Source organism: Pseudomonas sp. BP6, assembly GCF_017875935.1.
GTDB lineage: Bacteria > Pseudomonadota > Gammaproteobacteria > Pseudomonadales > Pseudomonadaceae > Aquipseudomonas > Aquipseudomonas putida_Y.
In genome coordinates this window covers 5,560,216-5,581,383 of sequence record NZ_JAGINI010000001.1, presented here as the reverse complement: position 1 = coordinate 5,581,383, position 21,168 = coordinate 5,560,216, and the positions used below count along the sequence as shown (strand labels likewise).

At 63.6% G+C, this 21,168-nt stretch carries 21 protein-coding genes and 1 other RNA gene; 9 read left to right on the top strand and 13 right to left on the bottom strand.

From position 1 onward, the window contains the following. Nucleotides 1-64: 64 nt before the first annotated feature. Nucleotides 65-1,207 carry an acetylornithine deacetylase gene (argE, locus tag J3A98_RS25350; RefSeq protein WP_021783547.1) on the bottom strand — a complete coding sequence of 381 codons (1,143 nt, stop codon included), beginning with the start codon at nucleotides 1,205-1,207 and terminating at the stop codon, nucleotides 65-67. Between the two features lie 227 nt (nucleotides 1,208-1,434). On the opposite strand from argE, the gene J3A98_RS25345 reads away from it, so the two are divergent. After that, the gene (locus J3A98_RS25345) at nucleotides 1,435-2,802 is read left to right on the top strand and encodes a CYTH domain-containing protein (RefSeq protein WP_209969259.1); all 1,368 of its coding nucleotides are present in this window, start codon (nucleotides 1,435-1,437) and stop codon (nucleotides 2,800-2,802) included. Nucleotides 2,803-2,934: 132 nt separating this feature from the next. Here J3A98_RS25345 and J3A98_RS25340 read toward each other — a convergent pair whose 3' ends face one another. Then, nucleotides 2,935-3,405: an Lrp/AsnC family transcriptional regulator gene (locus J3A98_RS25340; RefSeq protein ID WP_003253717.1), complete on the bottom strand. Its 471-nt coding sequence runs from the start codon at nucleotides 3,403-3,405 to the stop codon at nucleotides 2,935-2,937. Between the two features lie 126 nt (nucleotides 3,406-3,531). On the opposite strand from J3A98_RS25340, the gene J3A98_RS25335 reads away from it, so the two are divergent. The 3 genes from J3A98_RS25335 (at nucleotide 3,532) to J3A98_RS25325 (ending at nucleotide 6,100) form a co-directional block, all read left to right on the top strand. Continuing rightward, nucleotides 3,532-3,837, top strand: coding sequence for a hypothetical protein (locus J3A98_RS25335; protein WP_209969256.1), 306 nt, complete (start codon nucleotides 3,532-3,534; stop codon nucleotides 3,835-3,837). 186 nt (nucleotides 3,838-4,023) lie between these two features. Next, nucleotides 4,024-5,697: a GspE/PulE family protein gene (locus J3A98_RS25330; protein WP_209969253.1), complete on the top strand. Its 1,674-nt coding sequence runs from the start codon at nucleotides 4,024-4,026 to the stop codon at nucleotides 5,695-5,697. A gap of 88 nt (nucleotides 5,698-5,785) precedes the next feature. Further along, nucleotides 5,786-6,100, top strand: coding sequence for a DUF2388 domain-containing protein (locus J3A98_RS25325; protein WP_176682818.1), 315 nt, complete (start codon nucleotides 5,786-5,788; stop codon nucleotides 6,098-6,100). A gap of 65 nt (nucleotides 6,101-6,165) precedes the next feature. Here J3A98_RS25325 and gcvP read toward each other — a convergent pair whose 3' ends face one another. The 10 genes from gcvP to J3A98_RS25275 all read right to left on the bottom strand — a co-directional run bounded on the left by gcvP (nucleotide 6,166) and on the right by J3A98_RS25275 (nucleotide 18,677). After that, nucleotides 6,166-9,039: an aminomethyl-transferring glycine dehydrogenase gene (gene gcvP / locus J3A98_RS25320; RefSeq protein WP_209969249.1), complete on the bottom strand. Its 2,874-nt coding sequence runs from the start codon at nucleotides 9,037-9,039 to the stop codon at nucleotides 6,166-6,168. A 235-nt stretch (nucleotides 9,040-9,274) separates the two neighbouring features. Then, entirely contained in the window at nucleotides 9,275-9,658 is a 384-nt protein-coding gene (gene gcvH / locus J3A98_RS25315) for a glycine cleavage system protein GcvH (protein ID WP_176682820.1), read from the bottom strand. A 51-nt stretch (nucleotides 9,659-9,709) separates the two neighbouring features. Then, the gene (gcvT, locus tag J3A98_RS25310; RefSeq protein WP_209969246.1) at nucleotides 9,710-10,792 is read right to left on the bottom strand and encodes a glycine cleavage system aminomethyltransferase GcvT; all 1,083 of its coding nucleotides are present in this window, start codon (nucleotides 10,790-10,792) and stop codon (nucleotides 9,710-9,712) included. Nucleotides 10,793-10,919: 127 nt separating this feature from the next. After that, nucleotides 10,920-12,542 carry an iron ABC transporter permease gene (locus tag J3A98_RS25305; protein WP_176682821.1) on the bottom strand — a complete coding sequence of 541 codons (1,623 nt, stop codon included), beginning with the start codon at nucleotides 12,540-12,542 and terminating at the stop codon, nucleotides 10,920-10,922. A 152-nt stretch (nucleotides 12,543-12,694) separates the two neighbouring features. After that, nucleotides 12,695-13,696, bottom strand: coding sequence for an extracellular solute-binding protein (locus J3A98_RS25300; protein ID WP_012054051.1), 1,002 nt, complete (start codon nucleotides 13,694-13,696; stop codon nucleotides 12,695-12,697). A gap of 168 nt (nucleotides 13,697-13,864) precedes the next feature. Beyond that, entirely contained in the window at nucleotides 13,865-15,082 is a 1,218-nt protein-coding gene (locus J3A98_RS25295; protein WP_176683046.1) for a 2-octaprenyl-3-methyl-6-methoxy-1,4-benzoquinol hydroxylase, read from the bottom strand. A 9-nt stretch (nucleotides 15,083-15,091) separates the two neighbouring features. Beyond that, nucleotides 15,092-15,574 (bottom strand): DUF4442 domain-containing protein, encoded by a 483-nt coding sequence (locus J3A98_RS25290; RefSeq protein ID WP_209969244.1) that lies wholly within the window; start codon nucleotides 15,572-15,574, stop codon nucleotides 15,092-15,094. Continuing rightward, nucleotides 15,571-16,770, bottom strand: a complete 1,200-nt coding sequence (gene ubiH, locus J3A98_RS25285) for a 2-octaprenyl-6-methoxyphenyl hydroxylase (RefSeq protein ID WP_209969241.1) — start codon at nucleotides 16,768-16,770, stop codon at nucleotides 15,571-15,573. Before ubiH ends, J3A98_RS25290 begins: the two co-directional genes overlap by 4 nt. Continuing rightward, complete coding sequence (pepP, locus tag J3A98_RS25280; protein WP_003253692.1) at nucleotides 16,767-18,101, bottom strand: Xaa-Pro aminopeptidase; 1,335 nt, start codon at nucleotides 18,099-18,101, stop codon at nucleotides 16,767-16,769. The genes ubiH and pepP overlap by 4 nt, the downstream gene beginning before the upstream one ends. 21 nt (nucleotides 18,102-18,122) lie before the next feature. Continuing rightward, nucleotides 18,123-18,677 (bottom strand): YecA family protein, encoded by a 555-nt coding sequence (locus tag J3A98_RS25275; protein ID WP_101196394.1) that lies wholly within the window; start codon nucleotides 18,675-18,677, stop codon nucleotides 18,123-18,125. A 181-nt stretch (nucleotides 18,678-18,858) separates the two neighbouring features. Between J3A98_RS25275 and J3A98_RS25270 the strand changes: the two genes are divergently transcribed. From J3A98_RS25270 to J3A98_RS25255, 4 genes are all read left to right on the top strand, one after another. Then, nucleotides 18,859-19,041, top strand: coding sequence for a TIGR02449 family protein (locus tag J3A98_RS25270; RefSeq protein ID WP_029886233.1), 183 nt, complete (start codon nucleotides 18,859-18,861; stop codon nucleotides 19,039-19,041). Continuing rightward, nucleotides 19,038-19,358 carry a cell division protein ZapA gene (locus tag J3A98_RS25265; RefSeq protein WP_003253687.1) on the top strand — a complete coding sequence of 107 codons (321 nt, stop codon included), beginning with the start codon at nucleotides 19,038-19,040 and terminating at the stop codon, nucleotides 19,356-19,358. Before J3A98_RS25270 ends, J3A98_RS25265 begins: the two co-directional genes overlap by 4 nt. 17 nt (nucleotides 19,359-19,375) lie before the next feature. After that, nucleotides 19,376-19,555: non-coding RNA, 6S RNA (gene ssrS / locus J3A98_RS25260), on the top strand. Nucleotides 19,556-19,678: 123 nt separating this feature from the next. After that, nucleotides 19,679-20,287 carry a 5-formyltetrahydrofolate cyclo-ligase gene (locus J3A98_RS25255; RefSeq protein ID WP_209969238.1) on the top strand — a complete coding sequence of 203 codons (609 nt, stop codon included), beginning with the start codon at nucleotides 19,679-19,681 and terminating at the stop codon, nucleotides 20,285-20,287. 18 nt (nucleotides 20,288-20,305) lie between these two features. On the opposite strand, the gene J3A98_RS25250 is transcribed toward J3A98_RS25255, so the two are convergent. Then, entirely contained in the window at nucleotides 20,306-20,458 is a 153-nt protein-coding gene (locus J3A98_RS25250) for a hypothetical protein (protein ID WP_176682826.1), read from the bottom strand. Nucleotides 20,459-20,636: 178 nt separating this feature from the next. Here J3A98_RS25250 and J3A98_RS25245 point away from each other — a divergent pair, with 178 nt between their 5' ends. Beyond that, complete coding sequence (locus J3A98_RS25245; RefSeq protein WP_176682827.1) at nucleotides 20,637-21,086, top strand: EVE domain-containing protein; 450 nt, start codon at nucleotides 20,637-20,639, stop codon at nucleotides 21,084-21,086. Nucleotides 21,087-21,168 lie beyond the last annotated feature (82 nt).

Here is a 21,168-nt window from a genome sequence, read left to right as displayed (position 1 = left end):
TCGGAACAGGCTTGCGGTCACGCGCGGTCTCCTCTAGGCAGGAACGAATCAGTTCGATTGACGTTTAGTGCAGGCAATAGTGCCGGATCAGGTCACGCAATAGACGCACGGTAGGCTCGATTCGTGACATTTCAAGGTATTCGCCGGGCTGGTGGGCGCAGGCAATGTCGCCCGGGCCCAGCACAATGGTCTGGCAGCCCAGTTGCTGAAGATAAGGTGCTTCGGTGCCGAACGCCACCGCTTCAGCGCGATGACCGGTCAGGCGCTCCGCGACCTGAACCAGTTCAACATCGGCAGCCTGCTCGAACGGCGGCACCTCCGGGAACAGCGGCGCATAGTCGATGCGCACCTCATGGCGCTCTGCAACCGGCAGCAATTTTTCGCGAATGGCCGCGCGCAGTTGCTCCACATCCATGCCCGGCAGCGGCCGCAGGTCGAACTCCAGGGCGCACTGGCCGCAGATACGGTTGGGGTTGTCGCCGCCGTGGATGCAACCGAAGTTCATGGTAGGGGTCGGCACGGTGAATTGGGGGTTGCTATAGGTTTGTTGCCACTGCTGGCGCAGGCCCATCAGCTCGCCCATGACCGCATGCATGGCCTCCATGGCGCTGCGGCCCAGGCTTGGGTCCGACGAATGGCCGCTGCGACCGAGGATGTCGATGCGGTCCATGAGGATGCCCTTGTGCATGCGGATCGGCCGCAGCCCGGTAGGCTCACCGATGATCGCTGCACGGCCCAGTGGCTGGCCGGCCTCGGCCAGGGCACGGGCGCCGGACATGGAGCTTTCTTCGTCGCAGGTGGCAAGGATCAGCAGCGGCTCCTTGAAGTCGTGCTCCAGCAGCGGGATGACCGCTTCGATGACCAGGGCGAAGAAGCCCTTCATGTCGCAACTGCCCAGACCGACCCAGCGGCCATCTGTCTCGGTAAGCTTCAACGGATCGCTGGCCCACAACTGTTCGTCATAGGGCACGGTATCGCTGTGCCCGGCCAGCACCAGCCCTCCCGGGCCGGTGCCACGGCTGGCCAGCAGGTTGAATTTGCCGGGGCTGACCTGCTGGATATCGCACTTGAAACCCAGGTCGCCCAGCCAACCGGCCAGCAGGTCGATAACCTGGCGGTTGGACTGGTCCAGCGCAGGCTGGGTACAGCTGACCGAAGGCGCGGCGATCAAGGCGGCAAACTGGTCTTTCAGCGTCGGCAACGGCATGCGCGTACTCCTCGGAAACGTTGCCCATCATAACAATGCCTATCGTTCGCAGGGCAACCCCATGGGCTTCTTCGCGGGCTCGCCCTCCTACAGGGTTTCGCTGCCCTCAAGGGCTACGCGTTACCTGTGGGAGCGGGCAAGCCCGCGAAGAAGCCACCACGATCCAACAGTCGACAGCCGACTGCTGTAAACTCCTTGCCAACCACGCCCCCTCTTTCGAGTCTGTGATGCACAAAGAAACCGAACTGAAGCTCCGCGCCAGCCGCGAGACCCTTGCCGCCCTGCGCGAGCACCCTCTGCTGAAAAAGCGCAACAAGTCCGGCTGGCAGACCCGTGAACTGCTCAACCAGTACTTCGACACCCCCGAGCGTGAGCTGTCCGCCGCCCGTGTCGCCCTGCGCCTGCGCCGCGATGGCGACGCTGTCATTCAAACCCTCAAGTGCCGCGGCCAGAGCGTGGCCGGCCTGTCCGAGCGCAACGAGTACGAATGGAACCTGGACAAGGTCAAGCTCGACCTGAAGAAGCTGGACGCCACCTGCTGGCCCGAGCAACTGGCCAACCTGGACAAGAAAACCATCAAGCCGCTGTTCACCACCGATTTCAGCCGTGAATACGCTGAAATCGCCTGGGGCCGTGGCAAAAGCAAGGTGGTGATCGAGGCTGCGCTGGACCAAGGCTTCGTGATCGCCGGCAAGCGCAAGGAAGAGATCTGCGAGCTGGAGCTGGAACTGCGCGAAGGTGAGCCGCAAGCCCTGCTGGAACTGGCCGCAGAACTGGCCGCCAGCCTGCCACTGATGCCGTGCGACATCAGCAAGGCCGAGCGTGGTTACCGCCTGCTGGAACCGGACAGCTACGAGCTGGCCCTGCCACACACCGCGCTGGAAGCCGAAATGGCCCTGGACGACGCCTATGCCGCCCTCGCCTGGCAACTGCTGGGCAGCAGCCAGCGCCTGGCCGAGCAGTACCGCCACAACGGCCACTGGCGCCTGCTCCAGGACTGGGTCGAGTGCCTGAGCGAGCTGCGCGCGCTCACCGCCAGCCTGGGCCAGGCAGCACCGCGCGCAACCACCCGCGACCTGCGCGCCAGCCTTGATGCCTTGCTTGAAGACTGGCGCCCGCTGGTGCAGGCCGGCAACGATGACGAAGACATCCGTCGCGCCGCGCCTGAGCAGTTTGCCGAAGAACTGGAAGACGTACGCTGGGGCCAGTTCTCGCTGGAAACCTCACGCTGGCTGATGGCCCGCACCTGGACCGCAGAGCGCAAGGGCCGCGGCGAACGCCAAGGCAAGGCACAACTGGCCAGCTGGCTGGGGCACCTGCTGGGCGAGGAAGGCCGCGCGTTGAAGCTGCCGCTGTACACCCAGCGCCCGGAAGACCTGGCCGAGCAGCTGCCACGTATCGAGCAGCTTCTGGCCTGGCTGCACCACGCCCGCCAGGTGCTGGAAGCGCCGCAGATGGACCGCCTGTACGGCGACCTGAAAAAGCTGCACGAACTGGCCGAGCAGCCCATCAGCGATGAAGTGCTGGAAGCGCGTATCGAACAGGCTCGGGCGGTGGACCAGAGCCGCGGCTGGAAGCACCTGCTCAAGGCGTGATACCGCGTCGCCTGCTTCGCGGGTAAACCCGCTCCTACAAAGGGTTCGCGCCAGGCGTGAGGCCGTGTGTAGGCACGGGTTTACCCGCGAATGACCACACCGGTGTAGGAGCGGGTTTACCCGCGAATGGCTTCACCGCGATAGCGGCAGGCTGGTGGTGGACTTGATCTCGGAAAGCGCCACAATCGAGTTCACCTCCTGAATCCCCGGCACGTTCGACAGTTTTTCGAAGAAGAACCGCTCGTAGGCCTCGATGTCCGACGTGACGATACGCAGCAGAAAGTCCACAGCCCCCATCAGCACATAACACTCCAGCACCTCTGGGAACCCGCGGATCGCCTCGGTGAACTCGGTGAAGTTGGAGCGCCCATGGGCGTTCAGTTTCACTTCGGCGAAAATCTGCGTGTTCAGGCCGACCTTCTTGCGGTCCAGCAAGGTCACCTGCCCACGAATCACCCCCTCTTCCTTCAAGCGCTGAATGCGCCGCCAGCACGGCGATTGCGACAGCCCGACGCGCTCGGCGATCTGTGCGCTGGACAGCGAAGCGTCCTCCTGCAGCAGTTCGAGGATGCGACGGTCGTAGGCGTCCAGCTCGCTGTGCATTATTCATTCTCCAAAACAGCTTTTATTGAATAATTGAATTCACCATTAAGGTGAAACAGCCCAATCATAGCGAAAAAATGCCGCCAGCAACGTGCAAGAATTTCTCCCTCATTTGCGGAGACCAGCATGAACGCACAGCCCCGTACCGACGCCTGGGCCGCCACCAACGCCCACAGCACCGTGCACTATCGCCTGCAGGCCGAGGCCGAGCCCGATAGCCTGTGCCGGGTGCTCAACCTGTTCGCCTTGCAGTTCCTGACCCCGCATAGCGTGCAGGTCAGGCAGCAGGATGACTGGCTGGATATCGAAATCGGCATTGGCGGGTTGAGCTGGCACCGGGCCGAGGTCATAGCACAGAAGCTGCGTAACCTGGTGTGTGTGGGTGAGGTGAGCCTGACCAACTTGCAGCGAGTGGCGTTGGCAGTGGTCTGAACCACCCTCTCTGCCGGGCCTGTACCGCCATAGCACTAAAGGCCCGTGCGATCCCTTTAGGAACGGGTCCACCCGCGAAGCGTCCGATACAGGCGCAGCAAAATTCCGAAACCTTTCACCTCCGATAGCCTCCCGCCGCCCGGCTAGCCTTGATCAGCACTACCCGATCAGGCACGGACGCCAACCATGCACACCCCCGACAACCCTGCACTCGACCTCAAGCACGTGCTCCAGGCCCTGCTCGCTGACCAGCACCTGCACGTCAGCGATACCCTGCAAGTACTCGAACACGCCGCTGCCCACCCCGCTAGCCACCCACTGGAGCACATCGCCGCCTGCAGCCTGGAAAGCCGCCAGCACCCCGGCCAGCCCCTGGACCTGGAGCACCTTTGCCAGTGGCTGGCCGACAAGGTCGGCCAACCCTACCTGCGCATCGACCCCATGCAACTCGACCTGCCCCAGGTCACCGGCCTGATCTCCCCAGCCTTCGCCCAGCGCCACGGCATCCTCATCGTCGCCGCCGATGCCTCCAGCGTCACCGTCGCCAGCGCCCAGCCTTTCCAGGATGACTGGCAGGCCGACCTGGCCCGCAGCCTCGGCCGGGAGATCCGTCGCGTACTGGCCAGCCCGCAGCAGATCCGTCAGTCGGCGCAGTCGTTCCACCGCCTGGCCCAGTCGGTAAAAGGCGCGCAATACCAGCAGTCGGCCAGCCTGGGGGAACTTGAGCAATTGCTCGAGCTGGGCAAACGCCAGGCCGAGGCCAGCGCAGACGACGCACACATCGTTCATATCGTCGACTGGCTGTTGCAGTACGCCATCGAGCAACGCGCCAGCGATATTCACCTGGAACCGCGCCGCGAACAGGGTCAATTGCGCTACCGCATCGATGGCCTGCTGCACACCGTCTATGCCTTCCCCGCCGGGGTCACCCTGGCCCTCGTCAGCCGCCTGAAACACCTGGGCCGCATGGACGTTGCAGAGAAGCGCCGGCCGCAGGACGGCCGGCTACAAAGCCGCCTACCGGGCGGTGGCGAAGTGGAGCTGCGGCTTTCGACCCTGCCCACCCCGTTTGGCGAGAAACTGGTGCTGCGCCTGTTCGACCCGCACCAGTTGCAAGAGGGCTTCGAACGCCTTGGCCTGCAAGGCCAGCAACTGGCCCAATGGCAGCGCCTGCTACGTCAGCGCCAAGGCATCATCCTGGTCACCGGCCCCACCGGCTCTGGCAAGACCAGCACGCTGTACACCAGCCTCAAACTGCTGGCCACACCTCAGGTCAACCTGTGCACCATCGAAGACCCGATCGAGCGTCTGGAACCAGCCTTCAACCAGCTGCAGGTGCAGCCAGCGCTGGACCTGGGGTTCGCCAACGCGGTCAGGGCCATGCTGCGCCAAGACCCCGACATCATCATGATCGGCGAAATTCGCGACCGCGAAACCGCCCTGGTGGCGGTGCAGGCAGCGCTGACCGGGCACCTGGTGCTGTCGACCCTGCATACCAACGACGCCTGTGCAGCCATCACCCGCTTGCAAGAGCTGGGTGTAGCCGACTACCTGATCAAGGCGACGCTTATCGGGGTGATGGCCCAGCGCCTGGTGCGAACCGTCTGCACCGACTGCCAGGCAGGCTCATCAGTCACCTGCCGAGCCTGCCGCGGCACCGGCTTTCAGGGGCGCACGGGATTATTCGAACTGCTCGAGCCCAGCGACACCTTGCGCGCATTGATCGGCCCTGATGCCGACCTGACCCGTTTGCGGCGCCAGGCGCTGGCCGATGGCCTGATTGACCTGCGCCGTTGCGGCGAGGCCAAAGTGGCCGCTGGGCAGACCCGTACCGAGGAAGTGCTGCGCGTCTGCAACTGACGAAAAGTCCTTTGTATTCAAGGAACTTGCCTTGCACGTAAAGATCCAAGCGCGCATCTTCAATCATCACCCTTCGAGGTGTTTCAACATGCGTCTCAAAACCGCCATTGCCGCGGCTACCTTGCTTTCGCTGCCTCTTGGCTCGGCCATGGCCGATACCTTCTGGCGTAACGTGATGACTTCCGGCGCTACCACGGCGTCGAGCTACCTGACCTCGCGCGATCACAAGCGGGTGGTGGCCGCGCAGGATGACGCCAGCAGCTTCGTCGCCAGCGAAGGCGCGATCCGCGGGCCATTCCTGGAAGCGGCCATGCGCGAGGCACGGGCAGAGAACCCAGGGATGCAGGCTTCCGACATGGAACTGGCCAATGCCATCCTGGCCAAGAATGCGGTAGCCGAGTAACTGCGTCGCTTGCTTCGCGGGTAAACCCGCTCCTACAGGCACCCGCGAAGCATCCAACACCAACCTCAGCGATAAGCCTCCACCGGCACACACGCGCAGAACAGGTTCCTGTCCCCATACACGTTGTCTACCCGATTCACCGCCGGCCAGTATTTGTGCTGACGCACGTGAGCACTGGGGGCCACCGCCTGCTCCAGGCTATACGGCCTGTCCCACCCCCCCAGCACATCAGCCAAGGTATGCGGTGCATGCTTCAACGGGTTGTTCTCCGCTGGCCAGTTGCCCTGCTGTACTTCTTCAATTTCCGCCCGAATCGCCAGCATCGCCTCGACGAACCGGTCCAGCTCGGCCTTCGACTCACTCTCGGTCGGCTCCACCATCAGCGTACCCGGCACGGGGAAGGACATGGTCGGCGCATGGAAGCCGTAGTCCATCAGGCGCTTGGCCACATCCTCTTCGCTGATGCCTGTCAGTGCCTTCAACGGCCGCAGATCAAGGATGCATTCATGCGCCACGCGCTGATTACGCCCACGGTAGAGCACCGGGAACGCCGCGCCCAATCGGCTGGCCAGGTAGTTGGCCGAGAGGATAGCCACCTCGCTGGCGTCGGCCAGCTGCGGGCCCATCATGGCAATGTACATCCAGCTTATCGGCAAGATGCTTGCGCTGCCCCAGGGCGCGGCGCTGACCGCGCTGTTGTTCGGGTCCAACCCAGGCACCGGCACCACCGGGTGGCTGGCGACGAACGGCTTGAGGTGCGCGCGGATACCGATCGGCCCCATACCCGGGCCGCCCCCGCCGTGGGGAATGCAGAAAGTCTTGTGCAGGTTCATGTGTGAAACATCGGCCCCAATGTCTGCGGGGCGCGCCAGGCCCACCTGGGCATTGAGGTTGGCACCGTCCATGTACACCTGGCCACCGTGCTGGTGCACCACAGCGCAGATTTCGCGTATCCCCTCTTCGTACACACCATGGGTCGAGGGGTAGGTGATCATCAGGCACGACAGACGCTCCCCGGCCGCGTGTGCCTTGGCTTTCAAGTCTGCCAGGTCGACGTTGCCATCGTTGTCGCAGTCGACAATCACCACTTCCATGCCAGCCATCTGTGCCGACGCCGGGTTGGTGCCGTGGGCCGACGACGGGATCAGGCACAACGTGCGCATCGGCTGATGGCGGCTGCGGTGATAGCGCGTGATGGCCATCAGGCCGGCGTATTCACCCTGAGCACCGGAGTTGGGCTGCATGCAGATCGCATCGAAGCCGGTGATCGCGCACAGCCAGCTTTCCAGTTCGTCGATCATCGCCTTGTAGCCTGCTGCCTGGGCCGCCGGGGCGAACGGATGCAGTTGAGCAAAGCCGGGCCAGGTGATGGGGATCATCTCACTGGTGGCGTTGAGTTTCATGGTGCACGAGCCCAACGGGATCATCGACTGGTTAAGCGCCAGGTCCTTGTTCTCCAGTTGCTTGAGGTAGCGCAGCATCTCTGTTTCGCTGTGATGCAGGTTGAACACGGGGTGGGCGAGGAATGGCGTGCGTCGCACCAGGCTGGCGGGGATGCCTTCAGGCAGGGCCAACTGGTCGAGGGCGGTGATTTCCAGGCCGTGATCCACCCCCAGGAAGATGTCGAGCAGGCGCAGCACCGTCTGCTCGTTGCAGGTTTCGTCCAGGCTCACCCCCAAGTGCCCGCGACCGAGAATGCGCAAATTGATGTGCGCGGCCTCGGCGCTTTCAATGATGGCCGCCTGGGCACCGCCAACATCCAGGGTAAGGGTATCGAAGAAGTGCTGATTGAGGCGTTTGATGCCCTTGGCCTCGAGGCCGGCAGCCAGGATGAAGGTCAGCCGGTGCACACGCTGAGCGATGCGCTGCAGGCCTTCCGGGCCGTGGTACACCGCGTAGAAGCCAGCAATGTTGGCCAGCAGCACCTGGGCCGTGCAGATGTTGGAATTGGCCTTTTCGCGGCGAATATGCTGCTCGCGGGTCTGCAGGGCCATCCGTAATGCGGTGTTGCCACGGGCATCGCGCGATACGCCGATGATGCGCCCCGGCATAGCCCGCTTGTAGTCGTCGCGACAGGCGAAATAGGCCGCGTGAGGCCCGCCATAGCCCATCGGCACACCAAAGCGCTGGGTCGAGCCCAGCACCACATCGGCGCCCAGCTCTCCGGGCGGCGCCAGCACCACCAGGCTTAGCAGGTCAGCGGCTACGCAGGCCAGGGCCTGCTGGCTGTGCACCTGGTCGATCAACGGGCGCAAGTCGCGCACTTCGCCGTGGGTGTCGGGGTACTGCAGCAAAGCGCCGAACACGGAGTGTTTGGCAAGGTTATCCACAGAATCGACGATCAACTCGAAGCCGAAGCCCTCGGCGCGGGTCTTGAGTACCGAAAGGGTCTGCGGGTGGCAGTGCTCGTCGGCGAAGAAGGCGTTGCTCTTGTTGCGCGCCACCCTCTTGGCCAAGGCCATGGCTTCGGCGGCAGCGGTGGCTTCATCGAGCAGCGAGGCATTGGCCAGGGCCAGGCCGGTGAGGTCGATGACCATTTGCTGGAAGTTCAGCAACGCCTCCAGCCGGCCTTGGGCAATTTCGGGTTGGTATGGCGTGTAGGCGGTGTACCAGCCGGGGTTTTCCAGCACGTTGCGCAGGATGACCGTGGGGGTGATGGTGCCGTGATAGCCCATACCGATGAGGCTGGTCCAGACCTGATTCTGTTCGGCGTAACCGGCGAGCTTGGCCAGGGCGGCTTGCTCGTCCAGTGCCGCTGGGAGGTCGAGGGGGCGATTGAGGCGGATGTCGGGCGGAACGGTCTGCTCGATCAGCTCGTTGCGGCTGGCGATACCCAGTGCGTTGAGCATGGCCTGCTGCTCTGTGGTATCGGGGCCCAGGTGGCGGCGCAGAAATGGGTTGAGCTCTTGTAGTTGATGCAGGGATGGCGACTGGGACATGACGACGCTCTCTTCCTAGACCAGGTCTCATGGAGACTTACAAGTCTAGGAAGGGATTGCCGATTGTGCGGGGAAACTTGTCTGCAGGCCCGGCCTCTTCGCGGCTAAAGCCGCTCCTACAGGGGCTGCACCCGCCTCGAATGCAGTGCTGTACCCGTGTAGGAGGCTTTAGCCGCCTCGAATGCAGTGCTGTACCCGTGTAGGAGGCTTTAGCCGCGAAGCAGGCGACGCGGTCTTACTCGCCAATAAGGGCCTTGTAGCCAGCAGCATCCAGCAACTTGTCCAGCTCGGCCGGGTTGCTTGGCTTCAATTTGAAGATCCACGAATCGTAAGGCTCTTCGTTGAGCAGTTCCGGGCTCTCAGCCAGCTCTTCGTTGACCGCAATCACTTCGCCACCGACAGGGGCGTAGATATCCGAAGCGGCCTTGACCGACTCCACCACACCCGCAGCGTCGCCAGCGCCAAACACTTTGCCGACTTCAGCCAGCTCGACGAACACCACATCACCCAAGGCTTGCTGGGCGTGATCGCTGATTCCCACGGTCACACTGCCGTCGGCTTCCAGGCGAGCCCACTCATGGCTTTCGGCAAAACGCAGGTCGGCGGGGATATTGCTCATGTCTTGAATTCCTCGATTGGCTCAGCGGTACGCCCGCCGGTTATAAATTGTTCAGATCAGGATCTTGCCGTGGCGCACGAAGGTCGGTTTGACCACCCGCACCGGGTACCACTTGCCGCGAATTTCCACCTCGGCCCGATCACCGGTAGCCATAGGCACGCGCGCCAACGCAATGGACTTGCTCAGCGTAGGCGAGAAACTACCACTGGTGATCTCCCCTTCGCCAATGCCGGCTACACGCACGACCTGATGGGCGCGCAGTACACCGCGCTCTTCCAGCACCAGACCCACCAGTTTTTCCTGCACGCCGTGCTCGATTTCCGCAAGCAGGCCGGCACGGCCGATGAAGTCGCGCTCGGCCGGTTCCCAGGCGATGCTCCAGCCCAGGTTGGAGGTGAGCGGGGTGTGGTTTTCGTCGATGTCCTGGCCGTACAGGTTCATGCCGGCTTCCAGGCGCAGGGTATCGCGGGCGCCCAGGCCGCTTGGAGCGATACCGGCGCCGACCAGGTCGTTGAAGAAGGCCACCGCCTGATCGCCCGGGAAGATGATCTCCAGGCCGTCTTCACCGGTATAGCCGGTGCGGGCAATAAACCAGTCGCCGTCGGCAACGCCTTCAAACGGGCGCAGTTCACGGATGAGAGCTGCGCGCCCGGCGCTGAGCAGGGCCGCGACCTTTTCGCGGGCACGCGGCCCCTGGATGGCAAGGATGGCCAGATCAGGGCGGACCTGGAAGCCCACGGAAAAACCGGCACGTTGCAATTGCAGCCAATCGAGCACCTTGGCACGGGTGGCGGCATTGGTGACCAGGCGATAGCCGGTTTCCGTGCGGTAGACAATCAGATCATCGATCACCCCGCCCTGTTCGTTCAGCAGCGGGCTATACAGCGCCTTGCCGGTGTCGTCGAGGCGGGCCACGTCGTTGGCCAGCAGACGCTGCAGCCAAACAGTGGCATCAGTGCCGTCGACATCGATCACCGTCATATGAGAAACATCGAAGACGCCGCAATCGCTGCGCACCTGATGGTGCTCCTCGACCTGCGAGCCATAGTGCAGGGGCATGTCCCAGCCACCGAAATCGACCGTCTTGGCGCCTAGCGCCAGGTGCAGGTCATACAAAAGCGTGCGCTGTCCCATGGGTTTCTCCTTCCGGGCGTGGCGAAGCGGCGGCGGTCGATGACGTTGGGTCGTCAGCTTTTCTTGTTACTCACACCCGCCGCGCGAATGCCGCGCATTGTAGCCGCAAGGTCGCAAGCTGACATCCTCAGTGACTGTGACCGGGTCGGCGGGCCGAACGGCGAATCAGTCCGATGACCGGCAGCAGCCCCACCATTACCAAGGTCAGTGCCGGCAGCGAGGCTCGCGCCCATTCGCCCTCGCTGGTCATCTCGAACACCCGCACAGCGAGGGTGTCCCAGCCGAACGGCCGCATCAGCAAGGTGGCGGGCATTTCCTTGAGCACGTCGACGAACACCAGCAGCGCGGCACTAAGGGCACCGGGTACCAGCAGCGGCAGATATACCTTGAAAAACAATCTTGCGCCGCCGACACCCAGGCTGCGCGAGGCTTCGGGGAGTGAGGGGCGGATGCGTTCCAGGCTGCTCTCCAGCGGCCCGTAGGCCACCGCGATGAAGCGCACCAGGTAGGCCAACAGCAACGCCGAGAGGCTGCCTAGCAGCAGCGGCTTGCCGGCGCCGCCCAGCCAGCTGGACAGCGGAATGACCAGGTGGTTGTCGAGGTAACTGAAGGCCAGCATGATCGACACCGCCAACACCGAACCGGGCAGGGCATACCCCAGATTGGCCAGACCAACCCCGGCGCGGATACCGCCCGTCGGTGCCTGGCGCCGGGCAAAGGCCAGCAGCAGCGCCACACATACCGTGACCAGCGCCGCCATGCTGCCCAGGTAAAGGGTGTGCAGCACCAGGCCGATATAACGCTCATCCAGGTCATGCCGGCCGCGCTGCCAGAACCACGCCAGCAACTGCAGCAACGGGATGACGAAAGCGCAGGCGAACACCAGCAGGCACCAGCCACTGGCCAGCAGCGCCTTGAGTCCACGCAGTTGATAAAGCGCCTGCACGCGTGGTCGTTCGTTGCCGCTGCGGCTGGCACCACGGGCGCGGCGCTCGCCGTACAGCACCAGCATCACCGCCAGCAACAGCAAGCTGGCCAACTGGGCCGCACTGGACAAGCTGAAGAAGCCGTACCAGGTCTTGTAGATGGCCGTGGTGAAGGTGTCGAAGTTGAATACGGCCACTGCACCGAAGTCGGCCAGGGTTTCCATCAGCGCCAGGGCGATACCGGCGCCGATCGCCGGCCGTGCCATGGGTAAGGCCACCCGCCAGAAAGCCTGCAGGGGCGTTAACCCAAGTACCCGCGCCGCCTCCATCAGGCCCTTGCCCTGAGCCAGGAAAGCCGTGCGCGCCAACAAGTAGACATAGGGATAGAAGACCAGCACCAGGACGGTGATTACCCCACCGGTGGAACGCACCCGAGGCAGGCGCATTGGCCCGAACACCTCGCGCAGGGCGCTTTGCACCGGGCCGGCAAAGTCCAGCAGGCCGACGAAGACGAACGCAAGCACGTAGGCCGGGATGGCGAACGGTAACATCAGCGCCCAGTCCAGCCAGCGTCGACCGGGGAAGTCGCAGAGGCTGGTGAGCCAGGCCAGGCTGACGCCCAGCACGGTGACACCAATACCCACACCCACCACCAGAGTCAGGGTATTGCCGAGCAGGCGGCCCATCTGGGTGTCGAGCAGGTGGGACCAGATCTGCAGGTCGATGGATTGCCAGGACAGCAGCAGCACGCTCAGGGGCAGCAGCACCAAGGCGGCGATCAGGGAGACCGGGAGGTACCAGCGGCGTTGGGGGGTGTGGGGCAAGGCTGAAATCTCGAGTGCGATGGCGACCGCTGCGCGGTCGTTCGCGGGTAAACCCGCTCCTACGGGGACCGCGCAAGGCAGTGCAGATCCTGTAGGAGCGGGTTTACCCGCGAAAGGGCCCTAACGGGCCCAAAGAGGATAAAGCCTGGCGCTTAGTTGTAGCCAGCCCGATCCATCAGGCGAATGGCTTCAGCCTGGCGCTTGCCGGCAATTTCCACCGGAATGCTGTCGGCCTTGAAGCTGCCCCACGCCGCCACTTCCTCCGAAGGTTTCACCTTCGGGTTGGCCGGGAATTCCTGGTTGATGTCAGCGAACAGCTTCTGCGCTTCTTCGCCGGTCATCCATTCCACCAGTTTCTTCGCGGCTTCCGGGTGTGGCGCATGCTTGGTCAGGCCGATGCCCGAGAGGTTCACATGCACACCACGATCACCCTGGTTGGGCCAGAAGATCTTCACCGGCAGGTTCGGGTTCTGCTTGTGCAGACGGCCGTAGTAGTAGGTGTTGACCACGCCCACATCACACTGCCCGGCCTCGATGGCCTGGATCACCGCGTTGTCGTCGGAGAACACATCGGTGGACAGGTTGTTGACCCAACCTTTGACGATTTGCTCGGTCTTGGCCTCACCGTGGGTTTCGATCAAGGTGGCGGTCAGCGACTGGTTGTACACCTTCTTGGCCGTGCGCAGGCACAGACGGCCTTCCCACTGTTTGTCAGCCAGGGCTTCGTAGGTGCTCAATTCTTCGGGTTTGACTCGCTCGGTGGAGTAGATGATGGTGCGGGCGCGCAGGCTCAGGCCGGTCCAGTCGTGCGACGAGGCGCGGTACTGCGACGGGATATTCTGGTCGATGACGTCGGACTCGATCGGCTGCAGGATGCCCATCTGCTCAGCCTGCCACAGGTTGCCTGCATCGACGGTCAGCAACAGGTCGGCCACGCCGTTGTCGCCCTCGGCCTTGATGCGCTGCATCAGCGGGGCTTCCTTGTCAGTAATGAACTTGATCTTGACACCGGTCTTGGCGGTATAGGCATCGAACACCGGCTTGATCAGCTCGTCGATGCGCGAGGAGTACACCACCACTTCGTCCGCTGCCTGGGCAGTGCCGCCGAACAGGGTCAGGGCCAAGGCGGCCAGTAGGGGCTTGCGTGGCAACATTTTAAGCACTCCTCGATCGTATGAGAGGTGCGAATGGTAGTGAATCCCATTTTCTGGCTCACCTACCTAGGCGTTACCGGATGTTGCAAAGGACTACCACCGGTGATTGCGCCACGCTGTGGGAGCGGCCTGGTGTCGCGAAAGGGCCGCAAAGCGGCCCCGCCACTCTCAAGCCTTGGCCAGATCCGGCAGGTCACCACTCAAACCCAACGCCTGGCGCACAAACAGCGCCTTGGCCTCCGGCATCTGCTCCACCAGCTTCAACCCGCTGTTGCGCAACCAGCGCAACGGCAGCGGATCGGCCTGGAACAACCTCTCGAACCCCTCCATCGCCGCCATCAACGCCAGGTTGTGTGGCATGCGCCGCCGCTCGTAACGGCTCAGCACCTTCACATCGGCCAGCCTCTCGCCGCGCTCGCAGGCATTGACCAACACCTCGGCCAGCACCGCCGCATCGAGAAAGCCCAGGTTCACGCCCTGCCCGGCCAACGGGTGAATGGTGTGTGCAGCATCACCGATCAAGGCCAGGCCTTCATCCACATAGCGCTTGGCGTGACGCTGGCGCAGCGGCACGCACACCCGTGGGTCGGCCTGCAGCACGTCCCCCAGACGCCCTTCGAAGGCCCGCTCCAGGGCCTGCAGGAAGGCCGCTTCATCCATCGCCATCAGCTGCTCGGCATGCTCCGGGGTGGTCGACCAGACGATCGAGCACCAGTCCTGCAGGCCATCGCGGGTCAACGGCAGGAACGCCAGCGGACCTTCGTCAGTGAAGCGCTGCCAGGCCGTGGCCTGGTGCCCGGCGCTGCAACGCACGCTGGTGACAATGGCATGGTGCAGGTAATCCCACTCGCGGGTTTCGCAGCCGGCCAGACGCCGCACCGCCGAATTGGCACCGTCGGCAGCGATCACCAACGGTGCCCGCAGTTGCCGGCCATCCGCCAGGGTCAGCAGCCACTCATCGCCGGAGCGACGCAATTGCTCCAGCCGCGCATTGGCCAACAGGCCGATGTCGCTGTCGTGCAGGCGCTCCAGCAGGCCGTCCTGCACCACCCGGTTCTCGACGATATGGCCGAGCACCTGGGCATGCACACTGGCCGCCGAAAAGTGAATCTGCCCGGTGCCGCTGCCATCCCACACATGCATGTCGGAGTACGGCGTGGCGCGCCGCTGGGCAATGCCGTCCCAGGCGCCAAGGCGCTCGAGGATGCGCTGGCTGGCCGCCGATAGCGCGCTGACACGCGGCTCGAACGGGGCCTGGGCATCGAAGGGTACAACCGTCAGCGGGCCACCATCGAGCAACAAAATTTGCAGGCCACTGTGGCGCAACGCCAAGGCCAGGGCGCTGCCGACCATACCGGCACCGACAATCAACAGATCTGCGCGCATTTCCATGCCTTACGCCTGCCTCGCTTGCGGCTTGAGCCGCACGTATAGGGTTTTATCGACCCGCGCCACCAACTCGCCGGCGCCATCGCGGATATCGACCTGCAAACGCGGCAGGCATTTCTTGCCGGTGGCGGCCTGCTGGCGAATTTCGTCCAGCAGCGCATCATCGACGTGGAGTTCGGCATACACCGGGCCTTTGCCCGGCGAGATGAAATCGATGCTGGCGGCCTTGTCCCAGACGATGTAGTCACGCCCCAACTGCTCGATCAGCAGCAGCATGTAGAACGGGTCGACCATGGCATACAGGCTGCCACCGAACTGGGTACCGACGTAATTGCGGTTCCAGCGGGTCAGCTTCATCGCCACCTTGACGCTACGCAGGTCCGGGCTGATGTGCTGCACACGGATACCGGCCCCCAGGTACGGTGGGTAAAGGTTCAGCAGCCAGCGCAGCATGCGCGCCCGACGCGCCAGTTTACGCGGGTTGCTCATGCCTGGCCCCGCGGATCAGGGCGGGTGCCCAGGCCCATGGCCTGGCGGGCGAACCAGCTTTTTGCCGGTGGCAGCAGGTCGAGCCCGAGCAGGCCAAGGTTGCGCCCGGCCGTCAGCAACGGCTGATTGCTGCCGAACAGACGGGTGACCTGGTCGGAGAAGCCGATGGTCATCGCCTGGTCCAGGCGCTGGCGCTGGTGATAGGCCTGCAACGTGGTCAGGTCGCCAGGCTGCTGTGGACCCGCCAGCAGTGCTTCGGCCAGGGCCTGCACGTCACGCAGCGACAGATTGAAACCCTGGCCCGCGATGGGGTGCAGGCTGTGTGCTGCGTTGCCCAGCACCACCAGGTGCGGCCGCACCTGCTCCTGGGCCTCGATCAAGGACAGCGGGTAGAGGTGCCGTACACCCACCTGGCGCAGCGCGCCCAGGCGGTAGCCGAACACACCCTGCAGTTCGCGCAGGAAACTGCGCTCGTCGATGTCGGCCAGGCGCCGCGCATCCATGCCCTGGCGGGTCCACACCAGTGCGCAGCGGTTTTCCGGCAACGGCAGCAAGGCCATGGGGCCCTCCTCGGTGAAGCGCTCGAAAGCCTGGCCGCCGTGGGCCTCACCCGGGGTAATGTTGGCGATCAACGCGCTCTGCTGGTAAGGCGTGTGCCGCACATGGATTCCCAACTGCTCGCGCAGGCCAGAGCGACCACCATCGGCCAGCACCGCCAGGTCACATTCCAGCTGAGTGTCGTCGTTCAGCCCCAGCCGGTAGCCGCGTTCGATGGCCTGCATCGAGGTCACTTCCGCCGGGCAGCGCCAGCTCACCACCTCGCTGTCCAGCCCTTGCCACAGGCACTGGCCGAGCCAGGCGTTTTCCACCACGTAACCCAGCGCCGGTACGCCCTCTTCCAGGGCATCCAGGCGGGTGGCGCCAAAGCGACCACGGTCGGACACGTGAATCTGGCGAATAGGCTCGGCGCGGCGGCCGATGGCCTGCCACAGGCCCAGTTGCTGATAAATCTGCTGGGTGCCGAATGACAACGCCGACGAGCGCGCATCGTAGCTGGGTTGGTAGTTGTCGCCGGGGGCGAACGGCTCGATCAGCAGGATCTTCCAGCCGCGCGCCTTGGCGCCGGCCTGCAGGGCCAAAGCCAGGCTTGCGCCAACCAGGCCACCGCCGATGATCGCCAGGTTTACCCGGCTCATGCCACGGCCTTGCGGGCAGCCTGCATCAGCGCCTCGATCTCGGCGACCGTACGCGGCACACCCGAAGTCAGGATTTCACAACCTTGCCTGGTCACTACCACGTCGTCCTCGATCCTTACCCCAATGCCGCGCCACTTTTTGGCCACGGCCTGATTGTCGGCGCCAATGTAGATACCCGGCTCCACGGTCAGCGCCATGCCGGGTTCCAGCACCCGCCACTCGCCGCCCACCTTGTACTCGCCCACGTCGTGCACATCCATGCCCAGCCAATGCCCGGCGCGGTGCATGTAGAAGGCGCGATACGCTTCGCTGTCGATCAGCGCCTGCACATCCCCTTCAAGCAAGCCCAGCTCCACCAGGCCCGCAGTGATGACCCGCACGGTCGCCTCATGGGCGTGGTTCCAGTGCTTGCCGGGGGCTATTTCGGCAAACGCCGCCGCCTGCGCCTTGAGCACCAGCTCGTAGATGGCCTTCTGCTCGGGCGAAAACCGCCCACTGACCGGGAAGGTGCGGGTGATGTCGCTGGCATAGCAGTCGATTTCGCAGCCGGCGTCGATCAGCACCAGGTCGCCGTCCTTGAGCGGCGCATCGTTCTGTTGGTAGTGCAGGATGCAGCCGTTGCGCCCGGCCGCAACGATCGAGCCGTAGGCCGGCATCTTCGCCCCGCCCTTGCGGAATTCGTAGTCCAGCTCGGCTTCCAGGCTGTACTCGTGCAGCCCGGCGCGGCAGGCCTGCATGGCTCGCACGTGAGCTCGCGCAGAAATGTCTGCGGCAGCACGCATCACCTTCACTTCCGCCGCCGATTTATACAGGCGCATATCGTGCAGCAGATGATCCAGCGCAACGAACTCGTTCGGTGGCTGGGCGCCCAGGCGTGCCTTGGAGCGGATCACGTTGATCCAGTCCATCAGCCGGCGATCGAACTCCGGGTTGCTGCCCATGGCGCTGTAGACCCGCTCGCGGCCTTCGATCAGGCCAGGCAGGATCTCGTCGATATCCGTGATGGGGAAGGCATCGTCGGCGCCGAAATCACGCACCGCCCCTTCCTGGCCGGCCCGCAGGCCGTCCCACAGCTCGCGCTCAGGGTTGCGTTCACGGCAGAACAGCACGTACTCGCCATGCTCGCGCCCTGGAATCAAAGCAATCACCGCCTCGGGCTCCGGGAAGCCGCTGAGGTACTGGAAGTCGCTGTCCTGGCGGTACACGTGTTCGACGTCGCGGTTGCGGATGGCAACCGCGGCGGCGGGCAGAATAGCGATGCTGTTGGGGACCATCTGCGCCATCAGCGCCTTGCGCCGACGGGCATATTCGGCCTTGGGAATGTGGCTCATGGGCAGACTACCCCTGGTTGATCAGTGCAGCGACGGCTTGGGCGCGGGTGCGGCCGGCTTGGCCAGTTCGGAGAACAGCAGCAGGGGCGCCACGCGCAGGTATTCCATGACCTCCATGTAGTCGCTCTCGCCGTCCTCGGATTCTTCGAGCGCTTCCTGGACCTGCGAAATGGCCACCAGGTCCTGCAGCACTTCCTTGGCCTCGTCGGACAAGTCCTTACCGCCAGCGTTCAGGCCGAAACCGGTCACGAAGCCTTGGCACCACTGGCCCAGCGCGGTGGCGCGGTCGCTCAGTGCAGCATCATCGGTAGGCAGCAGCAGGACGATCGCCATGTCGTCGCTGGTCAGCTCGCCCTTGACCATTTCCTGCAAGCCGACCAAGGCATTGCGGACACTGTCACCAGGCTCGGTTTCCAGCAGTTGGGCGGCATCGGCCAACCAGGCATCGGCATCGAAGCCGGCGCCGGCGCAGCTGCGGCCAATCAGCAGGCCGTGCAGTTCGGCCGGGGTGACGGGATGACCATTGCTCGAGAGCAGCATGGCGAAGGCGTTGTAGGGCGATTGAGTATTGGGCATGGGCAGCTAGGCGCCAGACGGCGCAATGTCTAGAATGAAGACCTTGTATCCTAGCACCGGCAGGCGCGCCAAGACCATCTGCACTGGCCGTTGCCGCCCAGGGGGAGGCATCATCGCCAGGTGACTCAACGACGGAGCGAATCGAGTGCAACCCACGCAAGAGAACGACCTGCAGGCACTGATGAGCCGATTCGAGTTGCTGATCGAACGCGTCGAGCAACTAAAACGGCAAAATGCACTCCTAGTAGCTCAGGAAAAGTCCTGGCGCGAAGAGCGCGCCCACCTCATCGAAAAGAACGAGATCGCCAAGCGCAAAGTCGAGTCGATGATTTTACGCCTCAAGGCTCTGGAGCAAGACTCATGAGTTCAAGCAATAGCGTCACCGTGCAGATCCTCGACAAGGAATACTCGATCATCTGCCCGCCGGAAGAGCGCAACAACCTGGTCAGCGCTGCGCGCTACCTGGACGGCAAGATGCGCGAGATCCGCAGCAGCGGCAAGGTGATCGGTGCCGACCGCATCGCGGTCATGGCAGCATTGAACATTACCCACGAAATGCTGCACCGCCAGGAAGATCGCAACGATGCACCGGTCAGCGGCACAAACCGCGAACAGGTGCGCGACCTGCTGGATCGGGTAGATAAGGCTTTGTCCGACGACACGGATACCAAAATCGGCTGAGATTGGTATACTGGCGCCACTCCCTGGGGGATGCGCCAGTCGGTTATGTCCCTGAGCCGATACGCACAACCACGGGGGTTGCACGCTGGGGCCGGTGTGCATGTCCGCCCGACGGAAAGCCTTAACGCCCCCTGCAATCTCCACCTTGAACTTTCGGGTTCAAGGGCTACACCGATAGCGGTCTTATCGGGGAGCCTGAATTTCTTGCCCGCCCCCCCGGCGGGCAATTCGTTTTGGCCGACTTTATTCAAGCTTTGTACGACGATTCACCGCGCAGGCACTGTTCGGACAAAGCCAGCACATCTGGGATCCCACGTGCCATGACCGAAAACGTGCCGCTCACCCGCCCCCAGCTACGTCGCCTGCTTCGCAATGCCCGCCGCGCCCTTACCCCTGCCCAGCAACGCGAGGCCACCCTCGGCCTGTACCGCCAGCTGGCGCAACACCCCTTGTTCCGCCGCGCCCGCCACATTGCCCTGTACCTGCCCAACGACGGTGAAATCGACCCTCGTCTACTGCTGCGCGAAGCCCAGCGTCGAGGCAAGCGCACCTACCTGCCGGTGCTGCACGCCTGGCCGCGCACGCGCATGGTGTTCCAGCGTTTTGAACAGGGGGAGAAGCTCAAGCCCAACCGCTTCCGTATTCCAGAGCCGATAATCGATCGCAAACGCCAACGGCCGATCTGGGCGCTGGATCTGATTCTGCTACCGCTGGTCGGTTTTGACGAAGTGGGCGGCCGCTTGGGAATGGGCGGTGGCTTCTATGATCGCAGCCTGGCCTACCAGGCGCGTCGGCAAACCTGGAAAAAACCGTTGCTGCTGGGGCTGGCGCATGAATGCCAGAAGGTCGAGCGGCTGGCGCAGGCCAGTTGGGACGTACCGCTGCAGGGCACGGTCTCTGACCGTGGCTGGTACCTGGCGCCACGTTGAGCGGCGCCAGCGGGGATATCAACGTTGTGGCTGGCCGGCGTCGACCGGCATCTGATAGGCGCTGTCCAGCTTGCGCTCCCAGAACCCTTGCGCATAACCGGTAGTGACCACACCCAGGCCAAAAATGAACACCAGGATCCACAGTAGATCCGGCTTTTTACGTTGATTCATCGAAGATTGCCCCCCAGGCAAACTGTTCTGTACTCGGCGATATTCTGGGTACCGCCGGTGCACGCGCTTTAAACGGTGCGCATTTTCCGACAACATGCGTCCGCACGCAAACCTTGACGCCAACCGACTGTCGGTTTCGTGCAACAGGTTATTTCAAACCTTTTCAGGAGCAGCATTCATGGCTTACTGGCTGATGAAATCCGAGCCCGACGAGCTCTCCATAGAAGCCCTCGCACGCTTGGGTGAAGCGCGCTGGGACGGCGTGCGTAACTATCAGGCGCGTAATTTTCTGCGGGCCATGAGCGTGGGTGACGAATTTTTCTTCTACCACTCCAGTTGCCCACAACCTGGCATCGCCGGCATTGCCAGAATCACCCGCGCGGCCTACCCGGACCCTACCGCGCTGGACCCGGAAAGCCATTATCACGATGTCAAGGCCACGACCGACAAGAACCCGTGGAGCGCAGTGGATGTGGCCCACGTACAAACCTTCCCAAGGGTGCTGGAGCTGGGATGGCTGAAACAGCAGGCCGGGCTGGTCGAGTTGCCGCTGGTGCAAAAAGGCAGCCGCCTGTCGGTCATGCCGGTAACGCCCGAGCAGTGGGCGGTGATTGTCGCGTTGCGCTGAATGCGCAGCTAAGGTCAAGGGCTTGACCAATATCAACACGCCACACATGGCCGCAAGGCATGATGGACCGTGCATGACCGCA